At 69.0% G+C, this 22,361-nt stretch carries 21 protein-coding genes; 11 read left to right on the plus strand and 10 right to left on the minus strand.

Features of this window, described 5'->3' with window-relative positions; all coding sequences use genetic code 11:
- Positions 1-79: 79 nt before the first annotated feature.
- The gene (locus AC5L3Z_RS22085; protein ID WP_494844717.1) at positions 80-1,759 is read left to right on the plus strand and encodes a DNA repair helicase XPB; all 1,680 of its coding nucleotides are present in this window, start codon (positions 80-82) and stop codon (positions 1,757-1,759) included.
- 201 nt (positions 1,760-1,960) lie between these two features.
- On the opposite strand, the gene AC5L3Z_RS22090 is transcribed toward AC5L3Z_RS22085, so the two are convergent.
- The 4 genes from AC5L3Z_RS22090 to AC5L3Z_RS22105 all read right to left on the minus strand — a co-directional run bounded on the left by AC5L3Z_RS22090 (position 1,961) and on the right by AC5L3Z_RS22105 (position 8,701).
- Positions 1,961-3,370 carry a phospholipase D-like domain-containing protein gene (locus tag AC5L3Z_RS22090; protein ID WP_494844718.1) on the minus strand — a complete coding sequence of 470 codons (1,410 nt, stop codon included), beginning with the start codon at positions 3,368-3,370 and terminating at the stop codon, positions 1,961-1,963.
- Positions 3,363-6,782, minus strand: coding sequence for an AAA domain-containing protein (locus tag AC5L3Z_RS22095; RefSeq protein WP_494844720.1), 3,420 nt, complete (start codon positions 6,780-6,782; stop codon positions 3,363-3,365). Before AC5L3Z_RS22095 ends, AC5L3Z_RS22090 begins: the two co-directional genes overlap by 8 nt.
- A gap of 184 nt (positions 6,783-6,966) precedes the next feature.
- Entirely contained in the window at positions 6,967-8,292 is a 1,326-nt protein-coding gene (locus tag AC5L3Z_RS22100) for a serine/threonine-protein kinase (RefSeq protein WP_494844721.1), read from the minus strand.
- A gap of 199 nt (positions 8,293-8,491) precedes the next feature.
- Positions 8,492-8,701 carry a winged helix-turn-helix domain-containing protein gene (locus tag AC5L3Z_RS22105; RefSeq protein WP_494844722.1) on the minus strand — a complete coding sequence of 70 codons (210 nt, stop codon included), beginning with the start codon at positions 8,699-8,701 and terminating at the stop codon, positions 8,492-8,494.
- Between the two features lie 393 nt (positions 8,702-9,094).
- Here AC5L3Z_RS22105 and AC5L3Z_RS22110 point away from each other — a divergent pair, with 393 nt between their 5' ends.
- The 3 genes from AC5L3Z_RS22110 (at position 9,095) to AC5L3Z_RS22120 (ending at position 10,448) form a co-directional block, all read left to right on the plus strand.
- Complete coding sequence (locus AC5L3Z_RS22110) at positions 9,095-9,361, plus strand: DivIVA domain-containing protein (RefSeq protein ID WP_494844868.1); 267 nt, start codon at positions 9,095-9,097, stop codon at positions 9,359-9,361.
- A complete protein-coding gene (locus AC5L3Z_RS22115; RefSeq protein ID WP_494844723.1) occupies positions 9,358-9,627 on the plus strand; it encodes a hypothetical protein in 270 nt (89 codons plus the stop codon). Before AC5L3Z_RS22110 ends, AC5L3Z_RS22115 begins: the two co-directional genes overlap by 4 nt.
- A 305-nt stretch (positions 9,628-9,932) precedes the next feature.
- Positions 9,933-10,448, plus strand: a complete 516-nt coding sequence (locus AC5L3Z_RS22120; RefSeq protein WP_494844724.1) for a cupin domain-containing protein — start codon at positions 9,933-9,935, stop codon at positions 10,446-10,448.
- Positions 10,449-10,480: 32 nt separating this feature from the next.
- Here AC5L3Z_RS22120 and AC5L3Z_RS22125 read toward each other — a convergent pair whose 3' ends face one another.
- Both AC5L3Z_RS22125 and AC5L3Z_RS22130 read right to left on the minus strand, forming a co-directional pair.
- Positions 10,481-11,440 carry a zinc metalloprotease gene (locus tag AC5L3Z_RS22125; RefSeq protein WP_494844725.1) on the minus strand — a complete coding sequence of 320 codons (960 nt, stop codon included), beginning with the start codon at positions 11,438-11,440 and terminating at the stop codon, positions 10,481-10,483.
- 172 nt (positions 11,441-11,612) lie between these two features.
- Entirely contained in the window at positions 11,613-12,350 is a 738-nt protein-coding gene (locus AC5L3Z_RS22130; protein ID WP_494844727.1) for a TIGR03089 family protein, read from the minus strand.
- 230 nt (positions 12,351-12,580) lie between these two features.
- On the opposite strand from AC5L3Z_RS22130, the gene AC5L3Z_RS22135 reads away from it, so the two are divergent.
- Positions 12,581-13,654 (plus strand): hypothetical protein, encoded by a 1,074-nt coding sequence (locus AC5L3Z_RS22135; protein WP_494844728.1) that lies wholly within the window; start codon positions 12,581-12,583, stop codon positions 13,652-13,654.
- Positions 13,655-13,718: 64 nt separating this feature from the next.
- Positions 13,719-14,837, plus strand: a complete 1,119-nt coding sequence (locus AC5L3Z_RS22140) for a hypothetical protein (RefSeq protein WP_494844730.1) — start codon at positions 13,719-13,721, stop codon at positions 14,835-14,837.
- Between the two features lie 109 nt (positions 14,838-14,946).
- Here AC5L3Z_RS22140 and ligD (AC5L3Z_RS22145) read toward each other — a convergent pair whose 3' ends face one another.
- Positions 14,947-15,861, minus strand: a complete 915-nt coding sequence (gene ligD / locus AC5L3Z_RS22145) for a non-homologous end-joining DNA ligase (RefSeq protein WP_494844731.1) — start codon at positions 15,859-15,861, stop codon at positions 14,947-14,949.
- Positions 15,851-16,792 carry a non-homologous end-joining DNA ligase gene (gene ligD, locus AC5L3Z_RS22150; RefSeq protein ID WP_494844869.1) on the minus strand — a complete coding sequence of 314 codons (942 nt, stop codon included), beginning with the start codon at positions 16,790-16,792 and terminating at the stop codon, positions 15,851-15,853. The genes ligD (AC5L3Z_RS22145) and ligD (AC5L3Z_RS22150) overlap by 11 nt, the downstream gene beginning before the upstream one ends.
- 84 nt (positions 16,793-16,876) lie before the next feature.
- Here ligD (AC5L3Z_RS22150) and ku point away from each other — a divergent pair, with 84 nt between their 5' ends.
- The gene (gene ku / locus AC5L3Z_RS22155) at positions 16,877-17,884 is read left to right on the plus strand and encodes a non-homologous end joining protein Ku (protein ID WP_494844732.1); all 1,008 of its coding nucleotides are present in this window, start codon (positions 16,877-16,879) and stop codon (positions 17,882-17,884) included.
- Between the two features lie 146 nt (positions 17,885-18,030).
- On the opposite strand, the gene AC5L3Z_RS22160 is transcribed toward ku, so the two are convergent.
- Positions 18,031-18,423, minus strand: coding sequence for a PPOX class F420-dependent oxidoreductase (locus tag AC5L3Z_RS22160; RefSeq protein WP_334532013.1), 393 nt, complete (start codon positions 18,421-18,423; stop codon positions 18,031-18,033).
- Positions 18,424-18,600: 177 nt separating this feature from the next.
- On the opposite strand from AC5L3Z_RS22160, the gene AC5L3Z_RS22165 reads away from it, so the two are divergent.
- From AC5L3Z_RS22165 to AC5L3Z_RS22175, 3 genes are all read left to right on the plus strand, one after another.
- On the plus strand, positions 18,601-19,230 hold the full coding sequence (locus tag AC5L3Z_RS22165; protein ID WP_494844734.1) for an FKBP-type peptidyl-prolyl cis-trans isomerase: 630 nt from the start codon (positions 18,601-18,603) through the stop codon (positions 19,228-19,230).
- A gap of 141 nt (positions 19,231-19,371) precedes the next feature.
- Positions 19,372-20,196 carry an SCO6745 family protein gene (locus tag AC5L3Z_RS22170; protein WP_494844871.1) on the plus strand — a complete coding sequence of 275 codons (825 nt, stop codon included), beginning with the start codon at positions 19,372-19,374 and terminating at the stop codon, positions 20,194-20,196.
- Positions 20,197-20,241: 45 nt separating this feature from the next.
- Positions 20,242-20,898 carry an HAD family hydrolase gene (locus AC5L3Z_RS22175; protein WP_494844735.1) on the plus strand — a complete coding sequence of 219 codons (657 nt, stop codon included), beginning with the start codon at positions 20,242-20,244 and terminating at the stop codon, positions 20,896-20,898.
- 9 nt (positions 20,899-20,907) lie between these two features.
- On the opposite strand, the gene AC5L3Z_RS22180 is transcribed toward AC5L3Z_RS22175, so the two are convergent.
- Positions 20,908-21,081 carry a hypothetical protein gene (locus tag AC5L3Z_RS22180; protein ID WP_494844737.1) on the minus strand — a complete coding sequence of 58 codons (174 nt, stop codon included), beginning with the start codon at positions 21,079-21,081 and terminating at the stop codon, positions 20,908-20,910.
- 264 nt (positions 21,082-21,345) lie between these two features.
- On the opposite strand from AC5L3Z_RS22180, the gene AC5L3Z_RS22185 reads away from it, so the two are divergent.
- Positions 21,346-22,359 carry an NADPH:quinone reductase gene (locus AC5L3Z_RS22185; RefSeq protein ID WP_494844738.1) on the plus strand — a complete coding sequence of 338 codons (1,014 nt, stop codon included), beginning with the start codon at positions 21,346-21,348 and terminating at the stop codon, positions 22,357-22,359.
- Positions 22,360-22,361 lie beyond the last annotated feature (2 nt).

Genomic DNA, 22,361 nt, shown 5'->3' on the forward strand with positions numbered 1-22,361 from the left:
GCAACACTGGATGGTCGGCCGGGCGGGCGGGTACCGCCTGTGAGCTGCCGACGATCCCGGTCGACGAGAGGACGCTGGCGTGAGTGGTGGACCGCTGATCGTGCAGTCGGACAAGACCCTGCTGCTGGAGATCGACCACCCCGACGCGCAGTCCTGCCGGATGGCGATCGCCCCCTTCGCCGAGTTGGAGCGCTCCCCGGAGCACGTGCACACCTACCGGTTGACGCCGCTGGGGTTGTGGAACGCCCGGGCCGCCGGCCACGACGCCGAGGCCGTGGTGGACGCGCTGATCAAGTACTCGCGCTACCCGGTGCCGCACGGGCTGCTGGTGGACGTGGCGGAGACGATGGACCGGTACGGCCGGCTCCAGCTCGCCAACGACCCCGCGCACGGGCTGGTGCTGCGGGCGCTGGACCGGCTGGTGCTGATCGAGGTGGCGAAGAGCAAGAAGCTCGCCGGCATGCTCGGCAACAAGATCGACGACGACACCATCCAGGTGCACCCGTCGGAGCGGGGCCGGCTCAAGCAGGCGCTGCTGAAGCTGGGCTGGCCGGCGGAGGACCTGGCCGGGTACGTCGACGGCGAGGCGCACCAGATCGACCTGGCCGAGGCCGGCAAGGAGGGCCGCAAGCCGTGGACGCTGCGGTCGTACCAGCGGGAGGCGGTGGAGGCGTTCTGGGCCGGCGGCTCGGGCGTGGTGGTGCTCCCCTGCGGCGCCGGTAAGACGCTGGTCGGGGCGGCGGCGATGGCCGAGGCGAAGGCCACCACGCTGATCCTGGTGACCAACACCGTCGCCGGCCGGCAGTGGAAGCGGGAGCTGATCGCCCGCACCTCGCTGACCGAGGAGGAGATCGGCGAGTACTCCGGCGAGCGCAAGGAGATCCGCCCGGTCACCATCGCGACGTACCAGGTGCTCACCTCGCGGCGCGGCGGCGCGTTCACTCACCTGGACCTTTTCGGGGCCCGCGACTGGGGCCTGGTCGTCTACGACGAGGTCCACCTGCTGCCCGCGCCGATCTTCCGGTTCACCGCGGACCTCCAGGCCCGCCGCCGGCTCGGCCTGACCGCGACTCTGGTCCGCGAGGACGGCCGGGAGGGCGACGTGTTCAGCCTGATCGGCCCCAAGCGGTACGACGCGCCGTGGAAGGACATCGAGCAGCAGGGCTGGATCGCCCCGGCCGAGTGCACCGAGGTACGGGTGACGCTGACCGACGCCGAGCGGATGTCCTACGCGACCGCCGAGGCCGAGGAGCGCTACCGGATGGCGGCGACCGCCCGCACGAAGCTGCCGGTGGTGCGCGCCCTGGTCGAGCGGCACCCGAACGACCAGGTCCTCGTGATCGGCGGGTACATCGACCAGCTGCACCAGCTCGGGGAGTACCTCGACGCGCCGATCGTGCAGGGGTCGACCACCAACAAGGAGCGGGAGCGGCTCTTCGACGCGTTCCGCACCGGGGAGATCCGGACCCTCGTCATCTCCAAGGTCGGGAACTTCTCGATCGATCTGCCGGAGGCGGCGGTGGCGATCCAGGTTTCCGGGACGTTCGGGTCGCGGCAGGAGGAGGCGCAGCGGCTGGGGCGGGTGCTGCGGCCGAAGGCCGACGGGCGACAGGCGCACTTCTACACGGTGGTGTCCCGGGACACCATCGACACCGAGTACGCGGCGCACCGGCAGCGGTTCCTGGCGGAGCAGGGGTACGCGTACACGATCGTGGATGCGGACGACGTACTGGGGCCGAGGCTCCCGACCAGTGACTGACGCGGGCATTTATCGACTCCGTGGCACTGTCCGGCCCACCCAGGGCTAATCGTCCGATCCCTCGTCCGACTCAGCTATCAACAGAGGCAGCATAGGAGCCGAGGCGGTGCCGGCACTATCGATAAGTTCTCGAGATAGCTCGCCTTAACGCCTCCCCTTTGCGGCTACTCAATCTTCTTAGATTTGCGGCTACTCATCTTCTTAGCGACTAGCAGGGATCCGCTGCTCATCGATGAGGGCGGCGTACCTTTCATATTCCGTGGCCACTTGAGAGGCGATGCGCACTAGGGTCCCCTCTTCCATTCGATAGGTCCGATCCGGGTCGCCGCGGAAGGAAAGCCAGTTGAAGCTTGTTGAAATCCAAGTATCATCAAAAATCAAGATCTTGGCGTGGGTGCTTGGCAGTCGCGCGAACGTGAACAGATCGTGATACCGGCGCTGAAGATTGCCCAGGCGCTCGAGCGCCTTCGGATCCGATCCACGATCGTCGTTTCCGAAACCATACGCGATGGACACTCGAACACCCGCGCGGATCCGCCGTTCCAGCCGGCTAAGGAAGCTAGCGTCAACCACAGCCGCCTTGACCCAAGGGGAAATCACCAGAATTCTAGAACGAGCGGTTTCCAGAGCCTCCCGCAGCAGTTCCCTGTGCTCCAGCATACTTACGCTCCGAACAGGAATGTTCGCAAGTTCCTGCTCTGCGCTGCTCGTTGGCGCCAACTGTGTAATCGACGGGGCGCTTACCTGGGCGGCTTCGAGCCGTCCGTTGATCGTCGTGGCGCGCAGGTCCGCGATGTCCGCTTGTCCGACCCGTGCAGCTTCAATTTCCTCGTTCAACATGGGCCGCGGCACCGGCTCAGCCACCCGGATACCAAGTCTTTCTGCCCCACCGAGCGCATTCAGGGCTAATTCGTGACGTTGACTAAGATCCCCGTCAACAGACACGGCAAGTTGCACCTCACCTCGGTCCACATCGCCGTAGACGAGGAGTTTTACGGGCAGGAATCTATGCGTGTTGGGATGCACCTTGCGGACGTTCAGAACCTCGAAACGGGGACGGTCGACGGTGCGGCCAGCGAGCAGAGCATTCAGGGCGGGAGCCGTCAAGTCAGCAGCGGAGATTCGGGACGTCCGCGACGCCGGAAGCAAAATCATTCCCGATTCTTCAGCCTCCCGCCTCGCGATCAGCTCATTTCTCGAGTAATCAGCGACTGCCCATGTGAGGCGGTCGAAGGTCACCGGCAATTGCTTCTCTACCGGCTGCACAGCCTCGAGTTCCTGCACCGCCCGTTTGCCGCGAGGAGTCAGGATCAGCGGACGCCTGCCAGCCGCCCGGCTGATGTTGTCTGAGCGCGCTTGATCGGCGACAGTTGATTCGACAAGTTGCGGCTCTAGCCCGAGAAAGGCGGCAATGTCGTCGACTGATGGCAGCCCCGCATCCGTGAAACGCAGGACGAACTCATCGAGAAGTGGGAGAGCCTTTCGCTCCTGTGCCAGCACGTCCGTGCCCACGACCGTCACCGGTAGAGCTGCATCTTCGATGGCTATCAATTCGAGACCAGGGCGCTGATTACGGAAGCGTTGCTGCAGGAGCGTATCGGCGTCAAGCATGGTCGGCCTTTCGAAGCTCGCAGTCTTCAGGATGGGAGGCGATGTAGTCCAAGACCTCGCGGAGTGCGCCAGGCGAAGACCGACAGAAGTCAGCATCACCAACGATGGTCAGGCCAAAGCGTGCTCTGGACAACGCGACATTAATACGCCGCCAGTAATCTGCTCCCAAGAAGCCCAGCCGACCCCCGGAATTGCTCCTCGTTACAGAGAAAAGAGCGACATCGCATTGCCGCCCCTGTACCGCGTCAACCGACTGAACATTGATGTCAAGATTGCGTAACGAGGCAGTCGCCGTACGTCGCTTGAGTTCGTCAACCTGCCTGCGATAGGGGGCAATCAGGAGAACCTCGAGTGGTCTACCATTTGAGGGCTTGGCAATCAAGTTCTTGCTGACCGCTCCGTCCAAGGCCCGCAGCCGATCGAGAACTATCCTTGCTTCCTCTCGGTTGGCCACACTTCTGTCCGAACCACTAGGCACGTCCTCCCGGCGTCGATCTCCGAGATGTGCGGTGTCTATCCACAGGACTGGTTTGCCGAGAAGCTCATAGCCTCGCAGGCCTTGCGTATTTGGTGAACGAAGCTTGCCGTCGTAGAAGCAGGTGGAGATCATGTCGCCGATGGCGCGGATCATTCGATATTGGTCAGTAAGCATGAACTGCGAGTGCGCCGGCAAGCGGTGCGCCATCCGCTGGAACAGCGTCTGTCGGACGAAATCCGCCTCGAGGCCATACTCGCCGAGCAACTCGGGCGAGCGAAGAAGCTCCTCGTCTAGCGGAGGAAGCTGGCTCGTATCTCCCACCAGGATCCAACGTCTCGCGCGGGCCATAGGCACGAGAGCCTCGGTCGCAGTGGCTTTAGACGCCTCGTCGAGGATGCATAGGTCAATATCTAGGCTTCTTACAGCAGCATGACTCAGGAACCCGAGGCACGTGCCAGCAACCACTCTGGCCGTATTTAGGAAGGCAGTCGCGAGATTGCGGTCAGAGGAAACCCGCTGGAGCCACTGGGCTTGAAGATCAAGTAGTCGCAGGAGTGTCTGCCCTCTACCGGTGCTGCCGATGAGCACGTCGACGGCCGACCGCGCATCATCGGCGGACATGTCCACACGGACCGTAAGATCGCCTGCCAATTGACGCTGCGCCTCTGCAACCAGTTCGGTCTGTTGATCCAGCAGGCGGTCCATCCGCTCCTGTAGGCCAGCAGCGTCGTCAACAACCCCGAGGCTGGTCGCAAGATCAGAAGAGTCGCCGGAACCGCTGGAGGCGTCAATGTATGCCTGCACAGCATCCTGCTCTTGCAAGACACTGACAAGCTGCTGCAGCGCCAGTGCTGCTCGCAGGTGAGCCGACTCGATTCCGACCGCGCCTGCTTCCTGCTCCAAATGCCCTTCGGCTTTGCGCCGAATGGCGGCTGCCCATTTACTCATACGTTGGTCTAGAAGCAGGTGTTTCACGGCCACGTCCACCCGCGGATCATCCGGTTTACCGAGCCGGACCAAGCCTCCAACACCTGCGGCTTCTAGTCGGGAAAGGGCATTGTCAACGGCAACGTGGGTCTGACTCACAATAAGCACACGGCCGTCGGGCTGCATCTGGAGGAATTGGTAGACGGTCTCGGCGATAAAGTCCGTCTTTCCGGTTCCGGGTGGGCCCTGCACCAGGACCAGGTCGGGAGCCCCGAGAGCTGCCGAGACAGCATTGCGCTTGCCGTCGTCGAGGCTTCGGTTCCAGGACGTGATCGTCTTTGGCACCGGCGCGGAGACCACGGTCGGATCGAGGACTATATCCCGCAGGTCATCCCGTGCCGACGTTCCACTCTTGATCGCCGAAACGGCATCCATCTGCCTTTGCAGGGCAATCTTGGTCGGACCGAGGTACGGAACGAGTGTGGCGCGGGCCGGCAAGACAGGAAGTGCACGCCTTGCTCGCAATGTGATTTCACCGTCAGCCTGCGCGATGACCTCTCCACGGGCAATGGTGCGACGCGACTCCTCAATTACTACTTCCATCTCGTCGCCGACAAGGTCAAGGTCCGTCTGGTTGGTCAGAGAGAAGTCCACCTCGCGACCACGCGCGTGGCGACCTTGGTACTGCAGTGGGCGTCGCTCGCCACGCGCGATCTCTTCACGCGCCTGGAGAAGGCGCCCCCAATCGTCGAAGAGGTCATCTTGCAGCGCTCGGTCCTGGGCGAAATCCCGCGCGGCCAGTTTCGAGTCGTAAAAGTCTTCTAGTCCTCGAATGAGAGCCTCAAGGCCAGCGTTAGCCGAGCTGCGGTCCTGCGGCGGTGCGCAGGTCCATGTCACCTGTCGTCCGACATTCATTGAACGGCGCCGTATGGCTTCGAGTGCCTCATAGTCGAGTGTTCGAGCGGCGGTAACGATGAAGGCGCCTTGACTTTCGTCGGGCTTCAAGGTCAGCCTCCAGCCAGCCCCAACTACGAAGATAACTTTCCGATCAATGTTCGCTGTTTCACGGTCGAACCGGAAATCGGCGAAAACCTCCCCCTTCAAATCGGCCATAACTAGCGCCTCGGGGGTGTCCGCATCGTCTGTAATGCCGCCGGCGAGCAGTTGCCGCTGGGCGCTCGCGGTCAACTTCAGCCATGCCACGTTTCGTCGGGCAGCGCGAAGGCCAACATCCCTGCCGACGGCTTGTCTGAGTTCTTCCGCAAATACCGTGCCATTTGCTGGCCTTTGTGTGGGGTCGGTACTAGTACAGCGTTGGAGAAGTCTGCGGACATCCGGTGGGACATTTATTGCTTCGAGCGCGGGGGCGACCTCGTGGAAGTCGGTAATGCGCGCTTGATGCATGGCCTGGATTAGGAGAACGCCCATCGAGTAAACGTCACGGACATACGGCAGGGGCGCATCGGCCTCGGGAGGCGCGTAAGGACCTGATCGAAACATCCCAACCGTTCGATCAGATTGGTCCAAACTGGTGCGGATCTTCGAAATACCGAAGTCTGCCAACAGCGGAGACCCGTCTGCTGCAATCAAAACGTTCTTTGGCTTGATGTCTCGATGCTCGATCAGTTTCAGATGGGCGTGGGACAACGCGGATGCCAGTGGTTGTGCGACCGAGGTGGCTAACTGCTCCCATTCATAGGGTCCGCCCTGTTTCAATACATCGTTGAGGGATCGGTCGACCCAATCGAGCACCAGGTAGAAAGCCCCAGTCTCTTCCTCAATTCCAGAATCCCGGAGTTGAATTATGTTTGGATGACGAAGAGCCTTAAGCCCTTCCATCTCTCGATCGAAGATCAGGCGAGTTAGGTGAGCATCGTCGTGGCTCACAAACTTGACGGCAACGGCCGTCCCGTCGAGCCGATCCACCGCCCTGTGGACCACCGAGAACCCACCTGTCTTGGGCTCGCCGGCCAGCAATACGTAGCGATCCGCGATCAGCGGGTCCACCCCGACCCCCCCAAACGTCGTAGACAGGCACCGTACCGCAGGACACCGAAGCTGGTCACGGGTCAAACCTCGGTAAGTCGTTCAACCTGACCGCTTAGGGTAGGTACGGGTGGACCCGACCCACTAGCACCAGGCCAGCGACCTCGCTAGCAACCTCTGGGTTACTCGCGCTGCCTGCCCGTGCCTATCCGCCTGCAGCAACGACACCTCTGATCCGGGCGTCGACCCGCTGATCGCTTGCAAGGTCTCTGAAATGCTCCGCTGAATCAGGATGCCGGCGCAGCACAGCCGCCACCACGCGCGCGGAGTCACCGGATAATGCAACAAGCCACGAAGCTATTTGGTCCTGCGGCCGCCATTGGTCCCACCGCCCGGCCCACAGAAATAACACGTCAGCAGCCTCCTCGAGAAGGTCCCAGTCACGAAGCTGAGCGGCACGTTCCGCGATCACGAAGAGCCACGTGATCACATCGTTGGCGCGCTCATGTGGAATCCCGCTAGCACCATTCAAATGTCCAGCCATTGCTCGGACGAGCTCAGCCGATCGAGCAGGGTTGCTAGTCACCGCTTGATACGTCCGCTGTCTTGGCACCTGCACCAGCGGACCTGTATAGAGATCGAAGTCACTAGTATGGGCAGCCGCCAACTCGAATAAATCATCCCCGGCCCTTGTGTCGCCGGACTTTGCCAGCATCAGCAGTTGCCCTGCGAGCTCGCCGGTCACCGGTGGCGGCTCGTCAACCTCGAAAGCAACCAGGGCACGAAAGCTGCCAACATCCTGAGGCCTGCGTTCAGGGTCAATTTGGGTTGCTGCCCTCACTATGCCGCGCCACGGCCCTTGCTTTGGAACCAACGGCATGTTCGCCTGTGGCCACTCGCGTCGAATGATCCAACCGATTAGCTGGCCCAAGCTGTAGATGTCTGAGGCTGGTCCCGCCGCGTGCGCGTCAGTCCCAAGCTCCGGCGGCGCGAATCCCTCAGTGCCAAGGAATGTCCCGACTCGGGTGCGGTTCGCTTCGGTTGTTTGACCACGTGGCCGCCGTCCCAAGCCCCAATCCGCTAGCATCCACTGCCCATCGAGGCGAAGGACGTTAGCGGGTTTCAGGTCGCGATGTACCCAGCCGAGCGAATGCGCCGCTTCAAGGGCATCACACACAGCCGAGACAAAGGACCGAAGCTCTTGAGCGTCTTGCAGTTCGTCGACGAAAGCTTCCGCACTTCCCTCTGCAAGCGGCATCACGAACCAGTCGTAGTTGGGACTAGAATCGAGCACCTGTATGACGTGCGGTGTAAAACCCAACTCCCGGCCACAGTCGATTTCACGCTTCATCCTGGCAACGGCCTCTGGGTTTCTGGACGTAAGCCGTTTAAACGCAACCCTTAGGTCCGTTTGCTTATGGATTGCGGCAAACACATCAGCTTGCCCGCCTCTGGCGAGCGGCGCGCGGTCGAGGCGGTAGTCGGTCCGAATCCCTCGCGCTAGCTGCAGGACGTCGTCGTAGGAAGCCACGGCCCAATTCTCAACCATTGCCGGCGAGCGGGCTTCACCCGTCACTGCTAAAGCTCGTGTCGAGATCTAGGGCAGAGGCCTGCCGCTCTCTGGCTCCCGTCGGCGTTGGTCCAGCAGGATCAGGGGCAGACGGTGACACCATGCAGGGCTGGGAAGTCGGACGATTGACGTTGCGCCTGCTCGCGTCTGCCGCCAGCAGTCAGCGTCGTGCGGACTCCGCAACGAAGACGCCGCGACCCGGGCGGCCGACCAGCACACCCTGCTTCCGCAGCCTCGCCACCGCCCGGCTGATCGTGGACTGCGAGACGTCGTACTCGTCTGCCAGCGCACGCCCTGAGGGAAGCTGCGAACCGGGCGGATACGTCCCGTCCTTGATCTTCCTCCTGAGGGCGTCGAGCAGGTCGTCCATCGTGGGCGGAATAGGCACGTGGGGCCCCTTGCAGTCGGTTGGCCCACCCAGTATTGATCAGCCGTTTCGACGCAGGCAACACACGTAGCGCGAGTGACACAAGTGACTAGCTGACTCAGAGACGTGCTTGACATAGGTGACTCGGTGGCAATAGCGTCGCTCTCGGTGATGCGGTGCTGCTGCGGTCGGTTGGCGCCTCTCGTACCGGTCTCGCATCGCCGCCGAGACCCCACCCGCCGCGCTCCCCGGCGCGGCCCTGCTGCCGTACCGCCGATCGAGGCTGCGGTGGCAGGGCGGGGCGGTCTCCGCCGACCGCAACCGGCGGAGGCCGCCCCCTCCACTTCGACGTGACCCGACGAAGGGCGGTCCCCCGTGCGCGACCTGTTCCGCCGGCTGTTGAGCCGGCGCGAGGAAAGACCACCGACAGCGGAAGCCCACCACAAGCAGCCCCTCCGGCCCTGGCAGATCCGCGAGCGGTGCTTCAACGTGCGCCGGCGCGGCCTCGACCCCGTCGAGATCCGCGCCTTCCTGCACCGGGTGGCCGACGAACTCACCGCCGCGCAGACCGCCCTGGTCGCGGTGCAGGAGGAGAACGTACGGATCAAGAACGCGCTGCGCGTCTGGCAGAGCGACCAGTCGGCGAACCACCGCTACCGATGACCGAGCGCTGGGTGATCCACCTGCCGGTCACCGCACCCGACCTGCTCCGGGCCCGGATCTTCGCCCGGACCGCCGCCCGGGTGCTGGCCCGGCTCAGCGCCCGCGTCGAGCCCGGCGGGGTGACCGTCTCGGCCGAGGACCAGCAGGGCGTACGCCACTGGGTCTTCTGTGATCGACCGCTGCCGGACGGCGGCGGGCGGTGTGCCCTGCCGGTGGATCACGCCTCGGCCTGCTCGCGGCGTCCGCCGTGGCTCAGGCAGCGCTGAGTCGTTTGCGTCATCAGCTCTAAAGCGCGCGCACATGGAGGCAGCCCGCGGACCTCGACCGCCCCCAAGGCCGAGGAAGGGGGCGCTCAGGGGCTCAGGACGGGCTCCGTTGATCTGCGCCAGCCGCCACGACGTGCTGCCCGCGACCATGTCCGATCCGGGGGCCGGGCGCGGCCGATGGCTCGGGCAGATCGACCGGCGCGTCCTGGCTGGCGAAGGGCAGGTCGACGGCGAGGCTGGACACGGCGTCGCAGCGCGCCGCCCTGCTCTCCGCCCGCTGACCGGCCCCCGCCAAGGAGCACCAGATGTCCCTGATCGCGCCCGACTTCACCGAGTCCGTCATCGTCCGCGCCGCCGACGCGGAGGTCGTCGGCCGGGCACCCACCACGATCCGGCTGCTCGCCGACAGCAGCGCCACCGGCGGTGCCCTCTCGACCCAGCGGGTCACCCTCACCGGCGGGGCCGACGGCGCCCGGCCGCACCACCACGCCAACTCGGCCGAGCTCTTCTACCTGTTGGACGGCGCCGCGCAGTTGCTCTCCGGCGACCAGGTGGTCACCGCGGAACGCGGCGATCTGGTCATCGTGCCGCCCGGTCTCGCGCACGCCTTCGCCGCCGCCCCCGGCGAGGACGCCGACATCCTCATCGTCATCACACCCGGCGTGGAGCGCTTCGAGTACTTCCGGCACCTGGAGCGGATCTCGTACGGCAAGGTGCCGCCGCAGAGCCTGCTGGAGGTGCAGGAGCTGTACGACACGTACTTCCTCACCAGCCCCGCCTGGGACGCTGCCCGTGCGACAACGGGGTCGGCGGGCCGCTGAGTGCGGCCCGCCGACCCCGGCGATGCTTCTTGTCAGCCGGCGCCGCCGGCCCGGAACGCCACCCAGGCGTCGCTCATCCGGTCCGCCTGTCCGGCGGTGAACATGTTCATGCAGGAGTCCTGCGTGTAGTCCATGAAGTTGTGGATCGGGTCCAGACCGGGTGCGGTGCAGGTGTCCGCGCCCACCGGGCAGTTGAACTGCGGGTGCGCCTCGCGCGGGGTGTCCGCGACGAAGTCGCCGGAGGCGGAGCAGCCGTGCGCGAAGGTGTGCTCCAGCATCAGCCAGTGCCCGACCTCGTGCGTCAGCGTGTCACCCAGGGCGTACTTGCCGGCCGTGCCGCCCGGCATCGACTCGTCCAGGATCACCACGCCGTCGATGTAGTCGCGGCCGTTGTTGTAGCCCTTCGGGAAGTACGCCCAGCCGAGCAGCCCGCCGCCGATGTTCGCCGCGTAGACGTTCAGGGTGCGGGAGTCGCCGGTGTACAGCGCCTTCTTCATGTCCCGCTCGTTCTTGCCCGGCACGACCGTGTACCAGTCGCTGTTTACCGTCCACGTGGTGTCGACCAGGTCGAACCGGAACGGCGTGTCGGCGGCGTTCGCCGCGGTGCTGCCGGCGAACGAATCGTTGAGCACCTCCATCTGCGCCGCGATCAGCGTGTTCCACCTGGTCGTCTCGGCCGGGGTGAGCGGGTGGTCGGAGACCATGTGGAAGACCGTCGGCACGGTGACGCTGCCGTTGGCCAGGCGCGGCGCATCCTTGATCACGCCGTAGGCGTTCGCCTCGTTCTTGGAGTAGAGCTCCGGCTCCTTGGCGGTGGCGCCCTCGGCGACCCGGGCGACGCTGTGGTCGTCGGCGTGCGGCTCACACGCCTCGACGCCGGGCGAGCCGGTCATGGGCGCTGCTGCCACCGCGCCGTAGGCGCCACCGGACGCCAGGAACGTCGCGGCGGTGGCGGTGAGGACTGCCAGTCGGAAGATCGGTCTCCTGTGCATCGGTGCACCTTTCAGAGATGGAGCGGTGCGGAATCGACGCGGGGTTGCCATGACCAGGGTCGATGACGTCGTCTTCCGGTATGAGACCACGTCAGCGGCACCGGCAACAGACCTGCGGCCTGGGCGGATGTGGCTGTAACGGCAGGGGGCCGGAGAGCGCTACCGGGCGCCCCTACAGGACCCGGGTGACCTGCTCGGCGGCGATCCGGGCGTCCCGCCGGGCCGGGTCGAGGTTGGCGCAGAGCACCACGGACGCGCCGACGGAGAGCGGTGCCAGCAGCCACTTCAGCGGCTGCTCGTGCTCGGCCGCGTCCACCAGCAGCCGGTCGCCGGCCCGCAGGTCGAGCTGGTCCGCCAGCTCCCGGGCGATGCTCCCCCACTCGTCGTAGCTGGTGCCGTCCGGGCTCGCCGGGTCCGACGGGCGGATCGAGGCGTGGTCGGGAGGCGTGTCGGTGTGCCGGAGCACCTCCGTGGACCAGTCGAGCCAGCCGCCGGGCACCTCGGTCAGCGGCTCCGCCCCGGTGCCGACGAGGTAGCGGTGCGTCCCCTCGGGTACGTCCTCCAGCCAGTCGTCGAGGCGTTCCGGGGTCACGAACACCGCGTCGTACGGCAGGTCGCCGCCCGGCTCCAGCACCGGCAGCCCGGCGGTGGCGCGCGGCCGGAACGACACCGCCATCCCGACCGACCAGGCGCCGAGCAGCACCGCGGCGGTACGCCAGTGCGGTGGCAGCAGCACCGCGACCCGGCTGCCCGGGGCCAGGCCGCAGCCGTCCCGCAGCAGGCCGGCGCTGCGCGCCGCCCAATCCCCGAGCTGCCCCGCGGTCAGGTCGACCCGCTCGCCGGTCGCGTCGTCGCACCAGCTGAGCAGCGGTGAGTCGAGCGTGGTGGCGGTGGCGGGCAGGCCGGTCATCGACGTACTCCTTCGGTCCGGATTCGCCTCACCCTAGCCACCGGCCGGGGCCGCTGGGCCACCCCCGCCGGGTCGGGCCCGGTCGGAGGCTGCCACCGGCCACGGCGGCGGGTTCGCCGGCGTCGACCTTTGTCGACCCGTCATCGACCTTGGGCTCTACCGCCCGGACCCGCGGCGGCCCCAGGGTTGGTGCAGCGGGGTCGCCCCGACCGCGCGGCGGGAGGTCGAGGATGTCCACAGACACCGGTCCCCACCTCGACCCGGCCGCCGTACCGCCGCCGGGTCGCTGGCGACGGATGGGCCCCGTCCTGGCGCTGCTGGCGCTCGCCCCCTGGGCCGCCGAGTGCTCGTGGGGTGGTTTCACCGCCGTGGACTCGCTCTTCGTCGTGGTGGTGCTGGCTCCGCTGTACGGGGGCGCGGCCGTGCTGGTCCGGGAGACCGCCCGGCGGACCGGCGGCGGCTGGCCGGCGATCGTCCTGCTCGCTGCGGCGTTCGGCGTGTACCAGGCCGGCCTGGTCGACCAGTCGCTGTTCAACCCGGCGTTCCTGGCCGACACCGAGTTCGCCGAGTCCGGCGCGGCGGCCGCCGGGACGCGGGTGCCGGGGCTGGGCTTCAGCGCCGAGCAGGCGGTCGACTTCGTCGGCAACCACGTCGCCCTGAGCATCTGCGCGCCGATCGCGCTGGTGGAGTCGTACGTCGGGCCGGAACGGCGGCACCGGCCGTGGCTGGGCCGGTGGGGACTGCTGGTGATCGCGGTGCTCCTCGTCCTCGGCAGCCTGATGATCTTCAGCGACGACGCGGCGGGCCGGAAGGGCTTCCTGCTCAGCCCGGTGCAGGCGACCGTCGCGGTGCTGACCGTGCTCGTGCTCGTCGGGGCGGCCCTGCTGCCCCGGTGGCGGCGTACGCCCCGGCGGGTGGCCGTCCCCGCCCCGCACCCCGGGTGGGTCGGCCTGGTGGTGCTCGGCGCCCACCTGAGCACCGTGCCGCTGAGCGGCTGGGTCCGGGTGGGCTGGCAACTGCTGGCCGCCGCCGCGGTGGTCGTGCTGGTGGTGCGCTGGTCCCGGCGCGTCGGCTGGGGGCAGCGCCACGTCCTCGCCGCCTGGGCGGCCGGTCTGCTCGTCGCCGCCGCCACCGCGTACGTCGTGCCGAACTACGCCCCGGCGTCCCCGACGGAGGCGCTGGTCGGCGACGTGGTGGTCACCGTGGTGGTGCTCGCCCTCACGGCCGGCGCCGTCCACCGGCTGCGCCGGCGGACTCCGGCCGGCGAGGTGACGAAGGCCGGCGCGGAGCGAGCGACGCATTGACAGACGTTGGCAGACTACGCGGCGGGGGCACGACCTGAATTGCTAGGAACGGAGGCCCACCGCCATGCGGAGACGAACCCGACGAGCGCTCACCGCGCTGACGGCCCTGCTGCTCGCCACCACGCTGGGCGGGGCGCTCCCCGCCCGGGCCGAGCCGCCGCCCGAGCTCGAACCGACGGTCACCGCCACCGTCTGGGCCAACGCCCCGACCACCGCCGAGTACCGCCCGAGCTGGGGCTACACCGCCACCAACACCGACGGTGGGGTGCTGGTCCGGCGCACCGGCACCGGGGCGTACACGGTGGTGCTGGAGCAGGCGCCGGCCCGCGGCGGCGTCGCGCACGTCGTGGCGTACGGCGGCGGGCCGGTCTTCTGTACGGTCGCCGGCTGGTACCGCAGCCTGGTCGCGCCGGACCTGCTGATCCAGGTGCGCTGCTTCGCGGCGACCGGCGCGCCGGTGGACAGCCGTTTCGTGGTCACCTACAGCAACGCCCGGTGGACCGGCGACGGTCGTTTCACCTGGTTCGTCACCGACCAGGCGGTCCCCGTCGGGCTACGTACCCTGGCGGCCACCTACCGGTACGACTCCACCCGCGGCGAGGTCCGCTACGAGCGGCTCGGCACCGGTCACTACCGCTTCCGCATGAACTACCGGTACGACTACTCCTTCCCGATGGTCCACGTGACGGCCGTGGGCAGCACAGGTGTGCACTGCCAGATCGGCCCGCCGGACCGGTGGGACGTGTGGTGCCGCAACGCCGCCGGCAACCCGGTCGACGCCCGGTTCGCGGTCACCTACGGCAACCGGGTGGATCTGCTCGGGTACGCCACCGGCCCGCGCTTCCACACCGGAGTGGTCTACGGCGAGCAGGCGCCCGAGACCGGGATCGGCGGGGAGGCCTGGAACTCGACGCTGCCGGGATTCGGCGGTGACGCCGTCCACCACCTCGGCACCGGCCGGTACGAGATCCGGGTCACCGGCACCGGCACCGCGTACGGCACCGCCTTCGTCGACGACTTCCTCACCGAGCACCGGCCGGGGCCGAACGGGTACTGCGTGGTGGCGGACTGGTCCCGGTCCGGCATCACCGACACCGTCGTCAACGTGCGCTGCTACGCGTACGGGGGCGTGCCGGCGAACATCAACGCGCGGATGTCGTACACCACCTGGCCGGCGACCTAATCCCCTGCTCCTCGACCTGCAAGATCGCGCTCGATCCTGGAAGTAGCGGCCATCCTCCGGCGGCGAGGCCACTACTTCCAGGAAACAGCACGATCTTGCGCATGGGCGCTCAGCGCAGCGGCAGCGCCGGGCCGCCGTCGAGCAGCGGCGCCAGCAGGTCACCGGACTTCTCGACCCGCTTGAGCACCTCCGTCGCGGTGTACGGCTTCGCCGACGGCCGCTTGCCCGCCGCGCCGGCCTCCACCTCGTCCCAGGTCAACGGGGTGGAGACCGACGGCACCGACTGGGCGCGCAGCGAGTACGGCGCCACCGTCGTCTTCGCCGCGTTGTTCTGGCTCCAGTCGATGAAGATCTTCCCCGGCCGCAGGTTCTTCGCCATCTTCGACACGATCAGCTTGGGCTGCGCCTTCTCCAGTTCCTGGGCGATCCGGCGCGCGTACGCGGACACGTCATCGGCGGACTGGGTGCCGCGTATGGGGCAGCAGAGCTGCATGCCCTTCTTGCCGGAGGTCTTCGGATAGGCCGCCACGCCGTCAAGAGCGAGCCGGTCGCGCATCAGCAGCGCCACCTGGCAGCACTGCCGCAGCGCCGCCGGCGCCCCCGGGTCCAGGTCGACCACCATCATGTCCGGGTGCCCGCCGATCTTCCACTGTGGCGTGTGCAGCTCCAGGGCGGCCAGGTTGGCCAGCCAGACCAGGGTGGGCAGGTCGTCGGCGACCACGTAGTCGATGGTCTCCCGCCCCTTGCTCGACCCGGGTGCGGGCAGCGTCTCGGTGCGTACCCAGGCGGGGGTCGCGGCCGGGGCGTTCTTCTCGAAGAACGAGCCGCCGGTGACCCCGTTGGGGAAGCGGATCCGGGTCAGCGCCCGGTCGGTCAGGTGCGGCAGCAGCACCGGCGCGATCCGGGTGTAGTAGTCGATCACCTCGCCCTTGGTGAACCCGGCGTCCGGGTAGAGCACCTTGTCCAGGTTGGACAGCTCCAGCGCCCGCCCCTCGACCTCCACCTTGAGCCGCTCAGCCGGCATCCTCGACCTCCTCGGCGGGCTTGTCGGGCCGCAGCCGGAGCACCCGGGGAAACCGCAGTCGCCCGTCCGGGGTGCGCTGGCCGTACTTGACCTCCACCACGACCTGCGGTGTTACCCAGATCGCGCCCCGGGCATCCTCGCGCGGCACGTCGGCGGCGAACGGTGACTCGCCGGAGCGCAGCGGTTCCAGCTCGCGCAGCAGTTCCCGCTCGATGGCGGCGCCGATCCCGCCGCCGACCCGCCCCCGGTAGGTGAGCCGCCCGTCCGGGCGGGGCACCCCCACCAGCAGCCCGCCGATCTTGCGCGCTCCGGGCCGCCAGCCACCGACCACGAAGTCGCCGGTCACCTCCAGCTTGACCTTGACCCAGTCCGGTGACCGCACCCCGGCTCGGTAGACGGACTCGACCCGCTTGGCCATCACCCCCTCCAGCCCGTGCTCGCCGGCCGCCTCGTAGGTGGCCGGGCCGTCGCTGAAGGTCGGCGGCACCGCCCAGCGGGCCGCGCCCAGCTCCAGGCCGTCCAACGCCGCCCGCCGCCGGGTGTACGACCAGCCGGTCAGGTCCTCGCCGCCCAACCGCAACAGGTCGAAGATCATGTACGTCACCGGGACGGTCGCCGCCAGCCGGGCCGCCTTCGCCGGGTCCCGCACGTGCATCCGCTCCGCCAGCGCGGTGAAGGAGGGCTGGCCGGCGGCGTTGAAGAGCACCACCTCGCCGTCGAGCAGCGCGTCGTCGACCTGCTCGGCCAGGGTGATCAGCTCCGGGTACGCGGCGGTGATCTGCACGCCGCTGCGGGCGTACAGGTGCTGGCGGCCGCCGGTGAGGTCGGCGAGCGCGCGGACCCCGTCCCACTTGAACTCGTACGCCCAGCCGTCACCCACCGGGAGCTGCCCGGTGATCGCGAGCATCGGCTTCAGCGGCGCGCCGGGCACCTCCTGACTGTAGTTGCGCACGGAAGCGCGTGCGTCCCCTTCGATCATTTGCGATCCTGGGCAGAACCGGGAGAGGAGCGCGGCATGCGGGCGATCTGGAAAGGAGCCGTGTCGTTCGGGCTGGTGTCGATCGGGGTGAAGCTCTACTCGGCCACCGAGGAGAAGGACATCCGCTTCCACCAGGTGCACCGGGACGACGGCGGCCGGATCCGCTACAAGCGCACCTGCTCCGTCTGCGGCGAGGAGGTCACCTACGACGACATCGCCAAGGGGTACGACATCGGCGGCGGGGAGATGGTGATTCTCACCGACGAGGACTTCGCGGACCTGCCGCTGACCAGCTCGCGCGCGATCGACGTGCTGGAGTTCGTCCCGGCCGAGCAGGTCGACCCGATCCTCTACAACAAGGCGTACTTCCTGGAGCCGGAGGGCACCGCCACCAAGCCGTACGTGCTGCTGCGGGACGCGCTCGCCGACTCCGAGCGGGTGGCGATCGTCAAGGTGGCGCTGCGTCAGCGCGAGCAGCTGGCCACCCTGCGGGTCCGCGAGGGGGTGCTGCTGCTCAACACGATGCTCTGGCCGGACGAGGTGCGTAGCGCCGACTTCGGTTTCCTGGACGAGGACCTCAAGGTCCGTCCCCCGGAGCTGGCGATGGCCAGCTCGCTGATCGACTCGATGGCCGGCGACTTCCAGGCGGACGCCTTCACCGACGACTACCGGGCGGCGTTGCAGGAGGTCATCGACGCCAAGGTCGAGGGGCGCGAGGTGGTGCAGCCGGAGGTGGAGGAGGCCGCGCCGGCCGCCGCGGTCGACCTGATGGCCGCGCTGAAGGCGTCCGTCGAGCGGGCCCGGGTGGCCCGGGGCGAGCAGCCGGCGGCGGCCGGCGGGGCGGGCGAGCCGACGCCGATCTCCTCGGCCCGGTCGGCGCAGAAGGCGGCGGAGAAGAAGGCCGCCAAGGCTCCGGCGAAGAAGGCGGAGAAGAAGGCCGCCGGGAAGAAGGCGGAGCCGGCCAAGAAGACCGCGGAGAAGAAGGCCGCTAAGGCGCCCGCCAAGAAGGCGGCGAAGAAGGCCGCCCCCCGCAAGACCGCCTGAGCGGCCCGCGTCGCACGGCCGTGATCGGGGCGGGTACCGAACACCTCAAAGAGCGTGATACCTCAGAGGTATCAAGATGTCTCTGAGGTATCACGCTCGATCAGACATCCGCCTTCCGACGCCGTCGAAACAGCGCCCCCGCTCCCTCAGCCGCGGCCGAGCTTCTGGGTGGGGGTGATGCGGACGATGACGCGCTGCTCGGCGGGCTGGCGGAACGGGTAGGTGTCCTGCCCGAGGTACTTCTTCGCCATCCGGTCGATGTGCTCGTCCGCGCCCTCGGTGACCAGCTCGGCGGTGCCCTTGACCCAGAGGGTGCGGAAGTCGTCCGCCTTGTCGACCACGGAGACCGCGACCACCGGGTTCCGCTCGATGTTGAGGTACTTCTGCCGCCCCTTCGCGGTGTTGAACACGATGTGCTCGCCGTCGGTGTCCACCCAGACCGGGGTGACGTGCGGGGTGCCGTCGGCCTCGACGGTGGCCACGTGGGCCAGCTGCGGTTCGGAGAGCAGGGCCAGGTCTTCGTCGGTGAGGATCGCCATGAGGTGGAACCTACCGCTGTCGGACTGTCCGCACCCGGACGAACGGGAGCAACGTGCGGCGACGGGACACCGGGGGCGGGCGAGCGGACACCCGGGGCATCGATCCGGGTACCGTGTGCGCTGGCCGCGGCAGCGGGTCGTCGGGCCGGTCACCCACACCAGCAGGGAGTCGAGGACGTGAGCGAGCGTACGGAGAACCGGCCGGCGGGCCAGGGCGAGACGAAGGCGCAGCGACGGCTGGCCGCCCAGCTGGCCGCGCAGAAGGCCGCCGAGGCGAAGAAGCGCCGGCAGGCGTGGCTGGGCGCGGTCGCCGGCCTGGCGGTCATCGCGGTGATCGTCGGCGTGTTCGTGGTGACCCGCAGCGGCGACCCGGAGCCGGCCGCCGCACCCGCCGGCTGCCCGGGCGGCTTCCCGACCCTGCCCGAGGGCGCCGACCGGGCGCTCTGCACCAAGCCGACCGTCGGCAAGGGCGAGGGGGACCTGAGCGGCGTGAACGCCACCCCGCTGATCAAGGGCACCGGCCCGGCCGCCCAGTCCGGCCAGGAGATCACCGTGAACTACGTGGGCGTGTCGTACCGGACCGGCGAGGAGTTCGACGCCTCCTGGAAGCGGTCCGAGCCGTTCTCGTTCATGCTCGGCCAGGGCAACGTCATCACCGGCTGGGACCAGGGCCTGCAGGGTCAGACCGTCGGCAGCCGGGTGCAGCTGGACATCGCGGCCGACCTGGCGTACGGCGAGAAGCCGCAGCGCCCGGGCGCGCCGGCCGGCCCGCTGCGCTTCGTCGTCGACGTGCTCTCCGTGCGGTAGCCCACAGGGGGCTTCCCGCACCTCGTACACCGGCAGTAGGTTCAAGGTCACCGTGGGCGGTCCGCCGCACCACGGTGACCCCTCACCCCTGCGGAGGTGCACGTGCCGGCGCTGGACGATCCCGGGCGGACCGCCCGACTGATGTGGACGCACGTCGAACCCCTGCACGCGGTCACCTACTTCCATCCCCGCGCCCGCGCCGCGTACGAGGCGGTCGGGCTGCGCGGCTACTGGCGCGGCTACTTCGCCGGCCGGGCCGCCCCGCTCGGCCCGACCGACGCCCCGCCGGTGATCGCGGCCTTCTTCACCTTCGCCCCGCCGATGGTGTCCCGGGCGCTGCCGGCCGTGTGGCGACTGGCCACTCCGGAGGAGTCGCTGCGGGCCCGGCTCACCGGTGCCGTGCAGGCGCTCGCCGAGCTGACCTACGAGCTGCCCGAGGAGCACCTGGTCGAGGCGGCCGACCTGCTGGAGAGCGCCGCCGCCGCGGCCGACACCGCGGGCCGGGTGCTCGGCGCGGCCAACGCCGCCCTGCCGCGCGGCGAGTACCCGCTGGCCCGGCTCTGGCAGGCCGCCACCACGCTGCGCGAGCACCGCGGCGACGGGCACGTAGCGGCGCTGGTCGCCGCCGGTCTCGACCCGGTCGAGACGCTGGCCTGGCGGGTCGCGGTCGACACCCACCCGCAGAACCTGCTCGGCCGCGGCTGGTCGGAGGAGCAGTGGGCGCGGGCCCGCGGCCGGCTGGCCGAGCGAGGCTGGCTCACCGGCGACGGCACCGCCACCGACGCCGGCCGCGCCGGCTTCCAGGCGGTCGAGGACGCCACCGACCGCGCCGCCGCCCGCCCCTGGCTGACCCTCGGCCCGGACCGCACCGACCGGCTGCGGGAACTGCTCGAACCGATGGCCCGCGCCTGCCACAGCGTGATCCCGGAGAACAGCCCGATCGGCCTGCCCGCCCTCCAGGGCTGAGCGGGACGGCCGCGCCCGGCCCGCCCGGTCGGGCAGGATGGGCGGGTGACGGTGGATGCGGTGGTTTTCGACCTGGACGGCGTGATCGTGGACTCCGAGCCGGTCTGGGAGGAGGTCCGGCGGGCGTACGTGGCGGCGCACGGCGGCACCTGGCAGTCGGACACCCAGCGCCGGCTGATGGGGATGAGCACCGGCGAGTGGGCCGACTACCTCAGCGGCGAGCTGGGCGTCGACCGCGCCGCCGGGCAGGTCGCCACCGAGGTGGTCGACGAGATGACCGACCGGTACGTGCGGCACGTACCCCTGATCGACGACGCCGACCGGGTCGTGCGCCGGCTCGCCGGGCGGTGGCCGCTCGGGCTGGCCAGCTCCTCGCCGACCCGGCTGATCGCCGCGGCGCTGGCCGCCACCGACCTCTCCGACGCCTTCCGGGTCACCCTCTCCACCGAGGAGACCGCGCGGGGCAAGCCGGCGCCGGACGTCTACCTGACCGTCGCCGAGCGGCTCGGCGTGGACCCGGCCCGCTGCGTCGCGATCGAGGACTCCTCCAACGGCGTGCGCTCGGCGGCCGCCGCCGGCATGCCGGTGGTGGCGATCCCGCACGGCTCGTACCCCTTGGACCCGGACGCCCGGGCGCTCGCCGCCGTGGTGCTGGCCTCGGTGCGGGAGCTGACCCCGGAGGTGGTGGACGGGCTCGCCTGAGCCGCGGCGTCAGATCCGGCGGCTGCGGCTGGACGCGGGCAGGAAGGGCACCTCGGGGCGCTCACCGGCGGCCGCGGCCTCGACCGGCTCGCCGGCGGGCTCCGGCGGGGCCGGCGGCACGACGTCGGCACCGGCACAGAGCGTCACGAGCGACGTCGGCGCCACCTCTGGTACGTCCCGCATGACCCCTCCTCGACCGGCTACCCGGTGATACGGACGGCGGGCCCGGCGGGATCGGTCGGCGGCAGCGGACCCGGCACCGGCCCGTAGCGGACGACCGGCCAACACGATCCTGTCCATCCCATCGATCGCGGCGGGTCGGCCGCTCGGTCGACCCGAGGTGCGCGGGCCACCACAGTAGGTGATCACCGCCGGGACCGGCGACGCCCCACCGACCCGGGCGGGATCGGCGAAGATGGGGAACGCGACTCTCGGAGGGAGACGGGGATGAAGGCGATCGTGTACGAGCAGACCGGCGACCCCTCGGTGCTGAAGCTGGTGGACCGGCCGGTGCCGGAGCCGGGGGCGGGCGAGGTGCTGGTCCGGCTGGCGGTCGCCGGGGTGAACCCGACCGACTTCAAGGCGCGGCGGCAGTGGCCGCTGCCGGCCGGCTGGCAGACCCCCGGGCAGGACGGCGCCGGCGTGGTCGAGGCGGTCGGCGAGGGCGTCGACCAGGACCTGATCGGCGAACGGGTCTGGGTCTGGGAGGCCGCCTGGCAGCGCCCCTGGGGCACCGCCGCCGAGTACACGGTGGTCCCGGTCCGGCAGGCGGTACGCCTCGGCGCCGCCCCCTTCGACCTGGGCGCCTGCCTGGGCATCCCGTTCCTCACCGCGCACCGCTGCCTCACCGCCGGCGAGTACATGCCGGAGAAGCTGCACGCGGGCGCGCTGAGCGACCACGTGGTGCTGGTGCAGGGCGGGGCGGGCGCGGTGGGCAACGCGGCGATCCAGCTGGCCCGCTGGGCCGACGCGCGCGTGATCGCCACGGTGAGCAGCCCGCAGAAGGCGCAGCTCGCGGCGGCGGCCGGGGCGTCCTTCGTGGTCGACTACCGTCAGCAGGACGTGGTCGAGGAGGTCCGCAAGATCGCCCCCGACGGGGTGCACACGATCGTGGAGGTCTCCCCGGCGCGCAACGCCGCGATCGACGTGCAGCTGCTCCGGCCGGGCGGCGCGGTCTGCGTGTACGCCGACGACGGCGGCGACGAGGTGACCCTGCCGATCCGGCCGCTGATGGTGCCGAACGCCCGTTGGCAGTTCGTGCTCGTCTACACCGAGCCGGCGATGGCGAAGGCGCGGGCGGTCCGGGACGTGTCGGCGGCGGTGGCGCAGGGTGCCGTACGGGTGGGTGCCGAGGCCGGCTTGCCGCTGCACCACCATCCACTGGCCGAGACGGCCGCGGCCCATCAGGCGGTGGAGGACTCCCTGGTGGGCAAGGCGCTCCTCATCACCGGCGAGCAGTGACG

The sequence above is a fragment of the Micromonospora sp. LZ37 genome (assembly GCF_059359015.1).